This is a genomic window from Paenibacillus sp. FSL P4-0176 (assembly GCF_037975265.1).
In the GTDB taxonomy this organism is placed as follows: domain Bacteria; phylum Bacillota; class Bacilli; order Paenibacillales; family Paenibacillaceae; genus Paenibacillus; species Paenibacillus amylolyticus.
The window spans coordinates 3,875,894-3,890,160 of record NZ_CP150242.1 but is presented as its reverse complement, the minus strand read 5'-3'; the positions used below and the strand labels follow the sequence as shown (position 1 = coordinate 3,890,160).

The window sequence follows — 14,267 nt, the reverse complement described above, 5'->3', positions numbered from 1 at the left end:
ATACATAATCGTGGAAGAAGAACAAATACGGAAGGCAGTAGTGAATCGTGATCCTGAGGCCATGGAATGGGTGATGAACCACTACGCAGGTTTGTTATGGAGGATTGCTCATTCTATCCTACATCATGCATCGACAGAAGAGATTGAAGAATGCGTAGCAGATACATTTTTTGCTTTTTGGCAGAATCCGGATGCATTCCAGTCTGGGCGAAGTAGCCTGAAAAATTACCTTGCAACAATCACAAAACATAAAGCGATTGATCGCTACCGGAAACTTAATCGAAGAACTGAGCTTACATATGAAGAGGAGATTCATTCGGTGCAAACGGATGATTTGTTGGTTCAGATGATCAGTAAAGAGACATATACGGAACTTAATCAAATGATTGAATCTTTTCCAGAACCGGAACGGGAGATTATGAAACGTCGGTTTTACGAAGGACAGAGACCCCATGAGATATCGGAAGCATTGTCCCTACACGTTAGGCAAGTCCATAACAAGCTTTATCGCTCCAGGCAACGATTGAGGACATGGTGGATGAATAGGAAATAAAGGAGGCGATCAAATGCGAAAATCCGAAAAAGAATTCACTGAGCAGAACCTCTTTAATATTAAAAAGTTGTTCTATGATAAATTGGCGATGAATGAACCACCAACCGTTACGAGATCAGATTCATCATTTTATCCACCTATATTATATCCATCCGCACAGACCAAGAAGTCCATGAATAAAAGAAAAAGGTATCGCAAAGCCATCTATATTCCTGTAACCGCTGCGTTATCGTTATGTCTTGTTACAGGGGCAGCTGCATCGGTGGGCATCATTGATCTGTCTACTGTTCTTCATTTTCTAGGTGTAGATCGGATTGGCATTCTTCAGCCTGTTCATCAGGTGAGTGAAGATCAAGGGATTCGAATGGAGGTTATAGGTGCTGTCAGGGACGGAGATACAACGGAAATCTATGTTTCATTATCGGATCTGACGGGTCATCGCATTGACGATACACTGGATGTATATGATTACAGAGTAACCGGAGGTAATGCAAACAACGCTCAGATTATTCATTATGATGATGCGAACAAAACGGCTATTGTCCGATTCCTCATTCAAGGAAAAGTCAGCAAAAATCGGATTACCGTTCAGATCAATACGCTGATGTCAGGTGCATCTCGACAAGATGGTTACAACGTACAAGTGGACTGGGAGCAGTTGTTACAAGAAAAGCAAAACAATAGCTATGATATCGTGGATCAAGATCGTATAAGTGGCTTGGGAGGTACAACCGATATTCAATTGGAAACCGATCCAATTCCCGTACTGCATCAGGATGTAACGAATGTCCCCGTTGAGGGTATTGATTGGATGCATATTTCCAATATAGGTTTTGTGGAGGGCAAGTTACACATTCAGATTAATCCGAATAATGAGATTGGCGAGTATAATCATGGATATTTCTACTTCACGGATGAGCAAGGTCAAAAACTCGATATACCTGAATATTCCGTTAGCTATGGACATTATATGAAAGATGGGGTCGGGTATGGAGGAGATTATGAGGAGTATGTGTATGATCTGTCTGCTGTTGACAATTTAGATAAGCTGAGAATTCAAGGCAGCTTTACGAGCATAAGTGAAGTTGTGCAGGGAAATTGGAAAACGACCTTTAACTTGAGTCAAAATGCTTTGAGTAAAACAGGAAACATTCAGCTTGATGCAAATGGAGGCTTACAGGCAAATGTTACTCTTTCCCCGGTTGGTGTCACACTTACAGGTGAGGCACTGAGTATGATTCGGATGGAGGATCTGAGTATTGAAGTGCACCTGAAGGATGGTACAAAGTTGACTGGCGAATCCGGTTTCCTCCAGCTGGATCAGGATCTCATTAAGTGGATTTCCCCTAAGACCATTCCGGTGAATGATGTGAGCTACCTGCTAATCAATGGAGAGAAAGTAACTTTGTAAGAAGAATAATTAAAAGGTGAATCAAAAATATGGGGATAACAGCGATCGGAAGGTGTTCTGTCATCGGAGTGGTAAGTGTGAATATTCTTTAGTTCAACTTATATAAAATGAATTACATGTCATATCCCGATTTATGACGCATACCATTAGGCGAATGCGGTCATAAGGGAGGAAACTAAGATGTCCATGAGCGAACCGCTGTTAACGCAAATTGTGAATCAACATATTCCGGCTGGCGCAACGGTCGTCACTATTGATAAACCTGTTCAACATCCAGCGATCTATGCGGCAGATCTTACCGGTGACGGTATGCCGGAGATTGCTGCAGTCTATCAGTTGAATGGTGAGCTGTATTTGCTCATTCTGAAATTTGTTCAAGGACATTGGATCAAGATGGCACTAATTAAGGGATTGGGGTATGGGGTGACTTTAATGACTGCAGCCCCTGTAACTTCAACGGCAAGGAACAATCTCATTATCGGTTGGCGGATTGGTTCTATTTGGTCTAAGCTTGCCGTATATGAGTGGACCGAATCAGGGCTCAAAGATCTGGCGCCTGACGATCTATACTATAGCTATGCAGAGATTATAGATATGCCTGGTCCGCATGGTCGAGATGGGAAAGTGGAGATTGCACTCTGGATACATGACACAGGTGAAGCCTATCGTGTGGAGATTATCCGATGGCAGAATGGGAAATGGGTTCCTGCACCGGACGTATATGCAACCTATTATCCAAAAGTGGTGCAATATTACGAGCAACTAACCCAGCAATATCCTGATTATATCTTTTACTGGTATTACCTTGCGGATGCTCAGTACCACGCGGGCCAGTATCCGGCAGCTCTCGCTTCAGTTCAGAAGGCACTCAGCTTCCCGGAAGCGTATCCTTCCAGAGAGGTACTACAAGAGTTGGAAAAGAAAATTAAGCAGGCGATGGTCCCTATAAGCCATGCCCGGGTAACGACATGGTTATATCCAATCTCCGTTCGAACCACGAGTGGGACGCGTTGGGGGTATATGGATGCACAAGGCCACATTCGGCTTGAGCCGGTACTGGATGACGCGCAAGAGTTTCAGCCCAATGGATTGGCTGTGGTTGTGAAGGGTGGTCGTGCCGGCGTTATTAACCTTCAGGGACAGTATGTCGTTCAACCTGTATACGATTCCATCAATTCCTTTTCCGAAGAACGGGCGATAACAATTGATTCTCAAGGATTTAAGATGATTAATGAACAAGGTACAGTCCTGACCAAACGGGCGTACCCGTATATCTCAAATATGAACGACGGTCGAGCATTATTTTACGATTCTAATCCTGGTCAGGCAGATGGATCGGTGAGTCGGTATGGTTATTTGGATGCGTCGGGCAATGAGGTGGTACCTGCACAGTTCGCTTCTGCGAATGATTTTCAAGATGGTAAAGCGGTTGTGCAGATTAAGGACAATGAATATGCACTCATTAATCGCAATGGTCATCGGCTCGCAACGTATCCATATGCCTATGTGGGACCACTAGGGGATGGACTGCTTGCTTTTCAAAAAGAAACCTCGGGCAAATATGGGTACATCGACGAACGGGGTAATATTCGTATTCAGCCCAAATTTTCATCGGCATTTCCTTTTAACAACGGGCAAGCGATCGTTAATACAGCAGAGGACTACAAATCGATCTACGGTGTTATTAATACGCAAGGATCGTTTATCATTCAACCCGCCTATAATGACATCCGCGAACTAGGCGAGCATCGTTATGCGCTGGGGCAAGCGATTAACCCGGAGCAGCCTTATATCGGCTCAGTGTATGCGATTGCAGATACCAACGGTAGAAGGCTTACGGAGTTCCTATATCGCGAAGTAGGCAATTACAAAAACGGCCTTGCTTCCGCATCGGATGGAAGACAGACCTATCTGTTGGATTTGAGTGGAAGACCTGCCGCTGGGTATCCCCATGTAGAAGGTTCGGGTACGCTGGAGGTCGTGGCACCAGATCTGATTAAGGCCTATGTAGACCAGCGTTTATCGTATGTGAATCGGGCCGGACAGATCATCTGGCGGCAAAATACAATCGTTCCACTTCATCCACCGTACCGTGTACGCGAAGAGAAGTACAAACCAAACAGGGACTACCTCGTATATTATCCGCAGGTGGAGGGATTAACGAACCAAGCGGAGCAAATTGCGCTGAATGCCAAGTTGAAGCAACTCTCTCAGGTTAAACCGATCCCTGCGGATCAGCAGCTGGATTATACGTATACAGGTGATTTTGATATTACGTTTTATCAGCAGCAATTGCTGCAACTGCAACTCACAGGTTATAACTACCCGGCGGGTGCAGCGCATGGTATGCCTACGATGATCTATGCGATCATTAATCTGACGAATGGTCAGTTGTATGAGTTGAAGGATTTATTTAAACCAAATAGTGACTATGTAAAAGTGTTGAGCCAGATTGTGGGGGATCAGATCAAAAATGATCCTCAATACTCGTATGTGTTTCCGGACACCTATACGGGGATTAGTGCGGATCAGCCGTTTTTTGTCACAGCGGATGCTCTGCATCTCTACTTCAACCCGTATGATATCGCACCCTATGCGGCAGGGTTTCCAACGTTTACGATTCCTTTTGTCCAGATCAAGGACATCATTAATACAGAAGGTTCGTTCTGGAGAGCTTTTCATAATTGATTGAGGGGACAGCCAACATTTTAACGAAAATATACGCTAAGGACGTTGAGGCACAAAGACAGCGGATTTTTCCTGCTTTAAGCAAATGTCCGCTGATGCTTAGCTTATATAACAGTCAAAATGTTGGCGCTACCCCATATAGAACTACTCCATAGAGCGCTACTATAAATCAATCATTCCATCCTTTACACACATCAATCCACTCTGAATAACTAGAGTATTTTTCTAATTGTTTTATTGTAAGTTCAATAGCACTATTGCTACTCCCGCAAGCTGGATAGATTGTGTCAAAACGTTTTAGAGATATGTCTAGATAAACAGAAACATCATTTTTAATAGCAAATGGACAAACACCTCCAATGGCATGACCAACCATATCAATGGCTTCATCAGGAGAAAGCATTTTTGCTTTTGTTTTGAAATACTCTTTGAATTTTTTGTTATCCACTTTTGCATCACCGGCGGCTACTACTAAAACAGCTTGTCCATTCACCATAAAAGAAAGTGTTTTTGCGATTCTCTCTGGCTCACAACCTAATGCAGATGCAGCCAAATCCACGGTTGCACTAGAAACTTCAAATTCGTTAATTTGAGAATCCATACCATATTGTTTAAAAAAATCTTTTACTTTTTCAATTGCCATAATCATCACACCTCATTTTTAAATTATTCTAGAAGATCATAGATGAAACTTGCCTATGTTCTTGGGTAAAAAATCATGTTGTAAATGACACATGGTTCTTGATAGGGATTATTATAGGAATGAAAAACATTAGCACGGAAGCGGAGTGCTTGATTTTCTTTTAAAACAATTTTTTTTGTGTTGACTACCAGCTCTAACATACCTTGTAGCACAAAAACATATTCTTCCACACCTTCAAGGTGCCTTTCAGATGGATGGTGACACCCAGGATCAAATTCGATATAAAATATTTCAACGTTACGGGTAGGGTCAAAAGGAAAAACAGGAAATGCTCTCATTTTTCCATCATTTTCAATGATAGCGTCTTTGGACCGTGTATCAACCACATTGCACTCATCTTCTAGCTCTTCCAATAATAAAGATAAAGGAACTTTTAAGCCCACTGCGATTTTCCAAAGAGTTGTAATCGTTGGTGAAGACTGTCCTCTTTCAATCTGTCCAAGCATAGGCTTACTTACATCAGTAAGTTTAGAAACATCTTCAAGTGTAAGATTTCTCGTTGCTCGTATTTCTTTTAACCGTTCTCCAATAGTTAATACTGGCGATTGCATTACATCACTCCTTCTGTATGTTATAACATTTTAAAATATAATATAACATACTAACAGTTGAATTCAATAGGCGACAGTTAAGTGATGTAAGTAACTCCTTCAGAACTCCTTCACATATTTATCCATACTAAATGGAAAATATTACGGGAGTTACAGATCAAAGAAGTCATATTTATCTATACAAGTAAAAAACGAAAACTTTCTCCAACAACACTTCTTTTGCTTGGCGAGAATGTAAATACTTCACCAGTCATTCTCAAGTTACGAGACGAGGTCATATGTCCAATAGGGCTTATAAGATGCTGTGAGACAACAATAATCCGTGATGAGGTATTATTGCTCCGTGAAGAGGTAGTGATCGTTCAGGGCTCTATGAGATATTAATGTGCGTATATAGCACTGAGCTATATTGAGAATGATTATTAATATCAGGAGGGGTGAGATGAACAACTCATCTGAAGTGTCCGGACTAATGCAAGTAACGAAGGAGCGTAAAGGTCTGCTGATCACAGCAAGTATCTTCTCGACCCTGTCGAGTCTGTTGCAGATTGTTCCTTTTGTCGGAGTGTATAAGATCGTCGAGGAACTGCTAACGCATGCGGGGCAACCCTCTGCCATGGACAAAGATCTGTTGATCTATTGGGGGATCGTCGCATTCGTAGCCCTCATTGCAGGGCTTGTTGCGCTCTATATTGGGGGGATGTGCTCACACATTGCTGCGTTCAACATTTTGTACCAGCTCAGAGTGAGACTTGCGGAACATGTTGCCAAAGTACCCATGGGGTATCACACCCGGACGGCAACCGGTGAGCTGAAGAAGATCATCGAAGTCAGTGTGGAGAAAATCGAGAAATTTATCGCCCATCAGTTGCCGGACCTAGTAAGTGCGATCGTTATTCCACTGATGCTCTTGGGATATATGTTCTGGCTCGATTATCGCATGGCGCTGACGCTTTTGGTTCCGATTGGAATAGGGTTCTGGCTCCAAAGTCGCCTTTTCCGCAGCGAAAAAGGCCGTCAGGCTTATCGTGATTTTCAACTTGCCATCGAAGAGATGAATGCGACGGGTGTTGAATACGTGAGAGGTATGCCGGCAGTGAAAGTATTTGGGATTACAGCCGATTCGTTTCTGACGTTTAAACAGGCGGTGACGCGTTATCGGGATATTTCGTTGAATATAACAGATTTGTGTAAAACATCCTACGGGCTGTTTTTTGTAATCATGATCTCGTTATTTACCTTCATCGTTCCGGTGGGTATTCTGCTGTCGAGTGGAAATGCGGGGAATCAGTCGTTTGCGATCACGTTTATTCTGTTTCTGATCATTACCCCGAGTCTATCTGCTCCGTTATTGAAGTTAATGTATCTGGGTAGTGGGATGCGAGAGATTGTGGAAGGACAGAAACGGATAGAATCGGTGTTTGCCGAGCCGGTTGTACAAGAACCTGAGTTGCCTAAAGTTCCGGATACATATGAGGTTGCCTTTCGGCAGGTATCTTTTGCTTATGAACGTAAGGAGAGCGAAGCATATAAACCTGTACTTGAACAGATTGATTTTGTAGCCAAAGCAGGAGAAATGACCGCACTTGTCGGACCTTCTGGTGGGGGGAAGTCAACCATTGCTAATCTATTGCTTCGTTTCTGGGATGTACAGGAAGGTGAGATTACGATTGGTGGAATTCCGATTCAGGAGATGGGGACAGAGAAACTGATGGATACCGTGTCCTTTGTATTTCAGGATGTACATTTGTTCTACGATACGATTGAAGAAAATATTCGGATGGGCAATACATCAGCTTCATTACAGGACGTTATAGCTGCGGCTCAAACTGCTTGCTGTCATGAATTCATCGAGAAACTGGATGCTGGATATGACACCAAAATCGGAGAAGGCGGCACGTACCTGTCCGGCGGCGAAGCACAGCGAATTGCTATTGCACGGGCACTGCTTAAAAATGCTCCCATTCTGGTCCTGGATGAAGCGACGGCCTACGCAGATGCAGAGAATGAGCACAAGATCCAGCAAGGTCTGGCCCAATTGGTTCAAGGCAAAACAGTACTGATTATTGCTCATCGTCTTACAACGATTCGTGCAGCAGAGCAAATACTCGTGATCCGCAAGGGAACGATTGCCGAGAGTGGGACACATGATCAATTGCGTGCATTAGGCGGAGTGTATGAGCACATGTGGCAGGCCCATATCAGTGCAGCTTCCTGGAAGCTTGGAGGTGCAGTGCGATGAAGAATTATTTATACAATATATCTGGGGGTAACCCGCGTAGTCTGCTACCTTCGGTAATTGCAGCGATTCTGGACGGGATTACAAAGATTGTTCCTGCGGCGCTGCTTGTGGATATATTCAATACGATCTATAAGTCTTTTGCTGATCCGGACAAAGGACTGGATATCAACCGAATGTGGATTGTATGCTGCATCCTGTTTGCCTGGCTTCTGGTGGAGTATGCGGCTTATGCTTCGCTCTATGATAAGACCTATCGGGCAGCATACAGCCTTGCGGCCTCAGGAAGGTTGAAGTTGGCGGAACATATTCGCCATCTGTCGTTAGGATTTTTCGGAAAACGTGATCCTGGGGATCTGACAAATCTGATCCTGAGTGATTATGGTCAGGTCGAGCATACGATCTCTCACAATCTGTCACAGCTGATCAGCGCGATTGTGCTTCCGGTACTCGCTTTTGGCGGACTTCTGTTGTTGGATTGGAGAATGGCCGTAGCCATGTTTATTGCGGTTCCCTTAGGTGTGGCTCTGTTATGGCTTACGGATTCCATTCAGGCACGACTGAGTGAGAACCATGTTCGAGCCAAAAACGAAGCCGCTAGTCGGCTGCAGGAGTATCTGAGCGGTATTCGTGAGATTAAGGCCCACAATATGGGGGGCAAACGTTTTGAACGGCTGCGTCGTTCTTTTGACGAATTGAAATCCGCTTCCATTCGGTTGGAAGGCATAATGGGACCGATGATCATGGGCGCGATGTTGCTTGCACGATCAGGGATGACATGGATGATTCTGGTGGGCAGTTATTTGCTTGCAGGTGGTGAGTTGTCCTTACCGGTATTTCTGTTATTTTTGCTGGTAGGTACAAAGGTATTTGAACCGTTGACGGTTGTACTGATGAGTTATGGGGAGATGCGGTACTCAGCATATAGTGCAAGACGCATTATGGATGTGCAGCAGGAGGCCCAGATGGCAGGAACGGGAGATGTACAGCCCAATCAGGCGATTTCATTCGACCGGGTGACCTTTGGATATGATGATCAGCAGCCGGTGTTGAAAGACTTGTCGTTTACGATTGAGCCGCATACCATTACTGCCTTGGTTGGCCCATCCGGTAGTGGTAAGAGTACAGTCACACGTCTCATTGCCCGCTTCTGGGATGTACAGCAAGGAACCATTCGCATTGGTGGCAGACCCGTTGATCAGATGGACCCGGAGAAGCTGTTAAAGGATATCTCTGTGGTCTTCCAGGACGTGTATCTGTTCCAGGATACAATCGGCAACAACATTCGTGTAGGAAAGAAAGACGCTTCGCAATTCGAGATTGAGGAGGCAGCACGCAGAGCTTGTTGTCATGAGTTTATCTCCAGTCTGCCTCAAGGGTACGATACGCTCGTTGGCGAGGGTGGATCGACGTTATCTGGTGGGGAGAAGCAACGTATCTCCATTGCACGTGCTTTGTTGAAAAATGCATCGATCGTTTTGCTCGACGAAGCCACCGCTTCACTTGATCCGGAGAACGAAGCCGCGGTGCAGCAAGCGATTAATGAGCTAGTCGCGGACAAGACGGTTATTTTGATTGCACACCGATTAAAGACCATTCAGAATGCCGATCAGATCCTTGTTTTGGACCAAGGTCAGCTCGTAGAGCAAGGAACTCATGCGCATTTGTTAGATCACTCAGGCATCTACGCTCGGTTGTGGCAATTACAACAGGATGCAGAAGGCTGGCAGGTAAAAGTAAACGGATAATGAGTTCGATGAGATAGATAAAGTAACTGAAGCAAATAAGCCTCATGTGGCTAATGAACTGACATAAAAGGAGAATGACAACGATGTTTAAACGAATTCCTGTATGGATTGCACTATGCTGTATGCTCACCTTGGCGGCCTGTGGAACGACCCAGACGACCAATGAAGTGGCGAGCTCCTCAGAGGCAACCACACAAGCGACGACCAAAATGATTACTAACCCTAATGGAGAAGAGATTACGATCCCTTTGAATCCAGAGCGCATTGTTGATCTATCCGGCTCTACAGAAGAACTGTTGATCATTGGGAAAACACCTGTTGCAACGATGAGTGCGGATTACGGTAACCCGGAGGAAATCACTCCAACCATTAAGGATCAGCTGAGTGCAGATACCGTTAATCTGGGCTGGTATGGTTTCCCGTTCAGTATTGAAGCTATAGCGGGTGCCAATCCGGATCTCATCATATTGGGTAAGGATTTTAACATGGATCAGTATGAAACTTTATCTAAAATTGCACCTACAATTGCATTGCCTTACTCTTACTATGATTGGAGAGAACGCCTGACATTCTTGGCAGATACGTTTGGAGAAGAAAGCAAGAAAGATGAATATCTGGCCAAGTATGATGCCAAATCTGCAGAGTGGAAACAAAAGCTGCAGACGGCTGTACATGGTGAATCCTTTGCCGTCATTGAGACATATCCAAACAACCTGGTCATCTATTCCAATAAAGGGGCAGCTGAGATTTTATACGGTGAATGGGGCCTGAAGCGCACAGAGGGTATCCCTGATCCAGAGGGCTGGGGCGGTAAACAGATTGCGCTGGAGGCTCTGGCTACCGTTAATCCGGATCGTCTGTTATTGATGGAGAATAGCGAGAATAAGATGGTAGACAGCAAGGTGTGGAATAACATGAACGCAGTGAAGAATGAAAAGATCTATAAAATCTCTAATGTCGATAATTACAATTATTCGTACACAGCGATGGGGAGAATGGAGCTTATGGACCGCCTGGGTACGATGATTCTGGAAGGACAGAAGTAGTCGTTGGATTAGAGCAATTGAAACGATAGATTAAATTTAACTTTTAACAGAACCTAACAACGCCTATGTTAATTGTGGAATTGTGGAATTTGTTCGAAATCATGTAACTTGAGCGGTTCTGGCTGCGTTTAGACATTGGGGTGATCTGATGTTGGTGAACGCGGTTCAACGGTACATGGTATTAGGACTTATATTTATAGGGATAAGCTTGACTGCATATCTCGTTCTTGAAAGGGTTGAAGGGTACCATATTACAACGACAGAGTATTACGGCTTACGCAATGCAGGGGGATTAATATATATTCTTTCGCTTATCCTGGGATTCGGTCACTATTTAGTCGCTTTTTATGTTGTTATTATTAGCCCGATCTCATGGTTGTTGCGGAAATATGTATGCTTTCCTATGGTGAGAACTTTCATCTATATGATTGGGTTTGGATGGGGCGGGCTGTGGGTTTTTGATCTCATGTACAATCCATATTTCGTGAATGGATACCATCTGAACCGAATGACATCGATATGGATATTTGCCATCGCCGGTTTAGTTTATGCCATTGTGGAGAATAAGATTTGGCGAAGAGGGCAGATGCAGAACGAACAGAAGGCTACTTAACAAATGTTGAGTAGCTTTCTTGGTTTACATAATTATTATGGTGTTTTCATTAGGGGCTCAGTTAGAAAGGATTATGTAAGAGTAAGTAGTTAGTGAACATGAACAGCGGTTAAGTTAATTCGATAGTTTGTTATAAAATTCACAAAGGATGCAATTAAAATGAGTTAGGAGTTTTATCGTAAAAAGGTAAAATTTTCTGTTATACTATTTGGGTTGTGTACATAAAGTTAGATATTTTAATGAAGGGAGTTCATGAAGTAAATTAGCCATTTAGTTTAAAATTGTAGTTTGGAGGAAAGCATTTTGTATAAAGCAGGTTTTTGGATTAGATTAGGAGCAGGTGTATTGGATAGTCTTATTATTTCAATTCCGTTAGTGATTATTGCAGGTGTGCTGACGGGTAACTTTGATACGGATGAGCCGATTGCCAAGCTACTTAGTGCGTTATACTCAATTTTATTACCAGTTTACTGGTATGGTCGAACCATAGGCAAACGCATATGTGGAATTCGAATCCGCCAATACGATACACACGAACCGCCAAAAATTGGTACGATGCTGATGCGAGTTGTTGTAGCTGGACTTGTGTACGTATTAACTTTGGGTATCGGAGTTATTGTGAGTGCTTTTATGGTCGGTCTGCGTGAGGATCGACGTGCGATTCATGACTTTGTAGCAGGAACAGAAGTAGTTTGGGACTAATTCGAAAAATATAAAGAATTCGCTGTACAGGGGTAAAAATCACTGTGCAGCTTTTAAATCATTAGTACTGTTTCACAAAACTCGTATTTTGTACATATGTATATAGGCCTTTCTTATATATAAGTAGTTTTACTTTTTTTCAACCACGTTGCCATGATCCCGTCAGGCTCTTCGCCACGTCTTTCCCGCATTAATTGATAAAGCCGGTTGAACTGAATTACTCCTTGTGCCGTCGAGACATATGGGGTCCAATAACTAAGCCACCGCTTTGCCAATACGGGTTCAAAAATATCGAAGAATAGAAATCTCTGGTAGTCCTTATTAAAACCAGGTACCGAATTACCTTGTATCTCATTGATATCCAGTAATGGTTCTTCCAGCCCGTCTACCATTTATACCAACCTCCCTCCTACGGTTTCTCAGTATTCCTAGTGTTTCATCTCCCATATCCGACTCAGCTATCATTTGGGAAGTCATACCCTGATTAGTACACGTTTGGGCCTCACTGGCTTCTCCACCCAGGCGGGAATATGAGCCGATCAATCTGACAAAAAGGTGCTCAGCAATTTGCCCACCGAATTCAATAGGTCTGCCTCCAATCTCAATATCACCAACAAGGAACTCTTTGTTCAAAGGCACCTCATACACAGCTCTTACCGCAAACCCTGGACCACCACGCACTACCTTCCAATAATCTAGTGGATCGCTGTTGTCAGGTGAAGTCCAACCACTTGTGTTCGGCTCAGACATGTAGAGCCCGACAGGATTCTTCAGAGTAATCAGTGCACCCTGTCGTGCCAGTGCATTAACTTCGCCACCGATCAGGGGGTCACTTGCCCGCTTCTCAATTCCATATTTAGCACAACGTATTAGTTCATTCTGATCGCTAATTATCGCTCCTTCACCATTTTTCCGAAGTTTGGTCGCATCAGCTGCCAAGTTAATCTCAGCACTTAATGTATTAGCAGGGTGCGTCATTGCTCCATGACTCGTATTCCATTTATTCAAAGGATCATATTGGCCTTCTGGGAACAGATCATCGTGCTGTACATTAGGAGAAACATATTGGCGGTATAATTCAAGAACTTTCTGTTTATCACCAAGAGCGTTAATTCTCCAATTCATAGATGAAAATGGGTGTCCATGCGCCATTGCCTGCCAATATTCTGGACCCTCGCACGTAAATGTCACTCTTTTAATTTTATTACTTTCTTCGTCGTATTCCACAAACCATTCCAAATACTCGTCATGAATTCGAGACTCTCCTGGTGCAGGACGTTTGTCGGCAGTTGCCATTGCCTGCCTCCATGTTAACATTGAATCTTCAGATAGGATTTTGGGGAAAGCTGGCCATGCAATGGTCGCATCTTCTGACGCATCAAACATACTTGCCCCCAAAGGATTATAGAACTGACTTTTGCCTTGGCTAAGTACATCTTCATTTTCTTGAACAGCAGAAGTGAATACTTCATTGATGTATTCACTCCATGCCTCAAGCTGATTTAAAATATTGTTATAGTCATCCAAATTACCTGGCGGATCAAAGCTAGCAAGAACCATATAAAATGCTTCCTTTCCTCAAAGATGGCTTAAGCCTTAGCAATCCACAGACTACTTTAAAATTGCGCTGTAGCAAAACCTTGATGCTGATGAAGTGATGAAAATACTGAATGATCCAGCGGCAATTGCCGAGGCACACGCAGAGTTTGCCCAAGTACACCGCCTTGGAGTAAACAGCTACCCGACACTTCTTCTCCGTGATGGAAATGAGTTTATTTCATTAGGCGCGACGATGAATATAGAGGAACTTGAAGAGGGTCTAGCTAGTACAGTTATTGCGAAGCAAACTAAAGGGGATCAATGTACACTGGGTAATAAAGAAGGCTGTTGGTTAAGCAAAAAGGGATCTATGATATTGGATGACCCCCCTATCCGTTATTCTAAATAGGCAGGATATAGGCAATGTTAAGTCATCATGACCACCCGTTCACCGAGTGGTCATGAAGGTTTCTT

13 protein-coding genes are annotated in these 14,267 nt (G+C 43.6%); 9 read left to right on the top strand and 4 right to left on the bottom strand.

Features of this window, described 5'->3' with window-relative positions:
* Positions 1-10: 10 nt before the first annotated feature.
* The 3 genes from MKY95_RS17530 (at position 11) to MKY95_RS17520 (ending at position 4,652) form a co-directional block, all read left to right on the top strand.
* Positions 11-553, top strand: coding sequence for a sigma-70 family RNA polymerase sigma factor (locus MKY95_RS17530; protein WP_076317713.1), 543 nt, complete (start codon positions 11-13; stop codon positions 551-553).
* Positions 554-566: 13 nt separating this feature from the next.
* A complete protein-coding gene (locus MKY95_RS17525; protein WP_076317714.1) occupies positions 567-1,964 on the top strand; it encodes a DUF4179 domain-containing protein in 1,398 nt (465 codons plus the stop codon).
* 180 nt (positions 1,965-2,144) lie between these two features.
* On the top strand, positions 2,145-4,652 hold the full coding sequence (locus MKY95_RS17520) for a WG repeat-containing protein (protein ID WP_076317715.1): 2,508 nt from the start codon (positions 2,145-2,147) through the stop codon (positions 4,650-4,652).
* 169 nt (positions 4,653-4,821) lie between these two features.
* Here the strand turns inward: MKY95_RS17520 and MKY95_RS17515 are convergent, their stop codons facing one another.
* Positions 4,822-5,295: a YbaK/EbsC family protein gene (locus MKY95_RS17515; RefSeq protein WP_076317716.1), complete on the bottom strand. Its 474-nt coding sequence runs from the start codon at positions 5,293-5,295 to the stop codon at positions 4,822-4,824.
* Positions 5,296-5,348: 53 nt separating this feature from the next.
* Positions 5,349-5,906 carry an XRE family transcriptional regulator gene (locus MKY95_RS17510; protein WP_036613859.1) on the bottom strand — a complete coding sequence of 186 codons (558 nt, stop codon included), beginning with the start codon at positions 5,904-5,906 and terminating at the stop codon, positions 5,349-5,351.
* A gap of 442 nt (positions 5,907-6,348) precedes the next feature.
* Between MKY95_RS17510 and MKY95_RS17505 the strand changes: the two genes are divergently transcribed.
* From MKY95_RS17505 to MKY95_RS17485, 5 genes are all read left to right on the top strand, one after another.
* Positions 6,349-8,148, top strand: coding sequence for an ABC transporter ATP-binding protein (locus tag MKY95_RS17505; protein WP_076317717.1), 1,800 nt, complete (start codon positions 6,349-6,351; stop codon positions 8,146-8,148).
* Complete coding sequence (locus MKY95_RS17500) at positions 8,145-9,893, top strand: ABC transporter ATP-binding protein (RefSeq protein ID WP_036673693.1); 1,749 nt, start codon at positions 8,145-8,147, stop codon at positions 9,891-9,893. The genes MKY95_RS17505 and MKY95_RS17500 overlap by 4 nt, the downstream gene beginning before the upstream one ends.
* A gap of 83 nt (positions 9,894-9,976) precedes the next feature.
* The gene (locus MKY95_RS17495) at positions 9,977-10,939 is read left to right on the top strand and encodes an ABC transporter substrate-binding protein (protein WP_339193577.1); all 963 of its coding nucleotides are present in this window, start codon (positions 9,977-9,979) and stop codon (positions 10,937-10,939) included.
* A gap of 424 nt (positions 10,940-11,363) precedes the next feature.
* Entirely contained in the window at positions 11,364-11,552 is a 189-nt protein-coding gene (locus MKY95_RS17490; protein WP_162158984.1) for a hypothetical protein, read from the top strand.
* Between the two features lie 303 nt (positions 11,553-11,855).
* Positions 11,856-12,254, top strand: coding sequence for an RDD family protein (locus tag MKY95_RS17485; protein WP_081746009.1), 399 nt, complete (start codon positions 11,856-11,858; stop codon positions 12,252-12,254).
* A 113-nt stretch (positions 12,255-12,367) separates the two neighbouring features.
* Here MKY95_RS17485 and MKY95_RS17480 read toward each other — a convergent pair whose 3' ends face one another.
* Both MKY95_RS17480 and MKY95_RS17475 read right to left on the bottom strand, forming a co-directional pair.
* A complete protein-coding gene (locus MKY95_RS17480) occupies positions 12,368-12,646 on the bottom strand; it encodes a hypothetical protein (protein WP_036613867.1) in 279 nt (92 codons plus the stop codon).
* Positions 12,606-13,814, bottom strand: a complete 1,209-nt coding sequence (locus tag MKY95_RS17475; RefSeq protein WP_051447335.1) for a hypothetical protein — start codon at positions 13,812-13,814, stop codon at positions 12,606-12,608. Before MKY95_RS17475 ends, MKY95_RS17480 begins: the two co-directional genes overlap by 41 nt.
* 97 nt (positions 13,815-13,911) lie before the next feature.
* Between MKY95_RS17475 and MKY95_RS17470 the strand changes: the two genes are divergently transcribed.
* Positions 13,912-14,202: a hypothetical protein gene (locus tag MKY95_RS17470; RefSeq protein ID WP_036613868.1), complete on the top strand. Its 291-nt coding sequence runs from the start codon at positions 13,912-13,914 to the stop codon at positions 14,200-14,202.
* Positions 14,203-14,267: the final 65 nt, after the last annotated feature.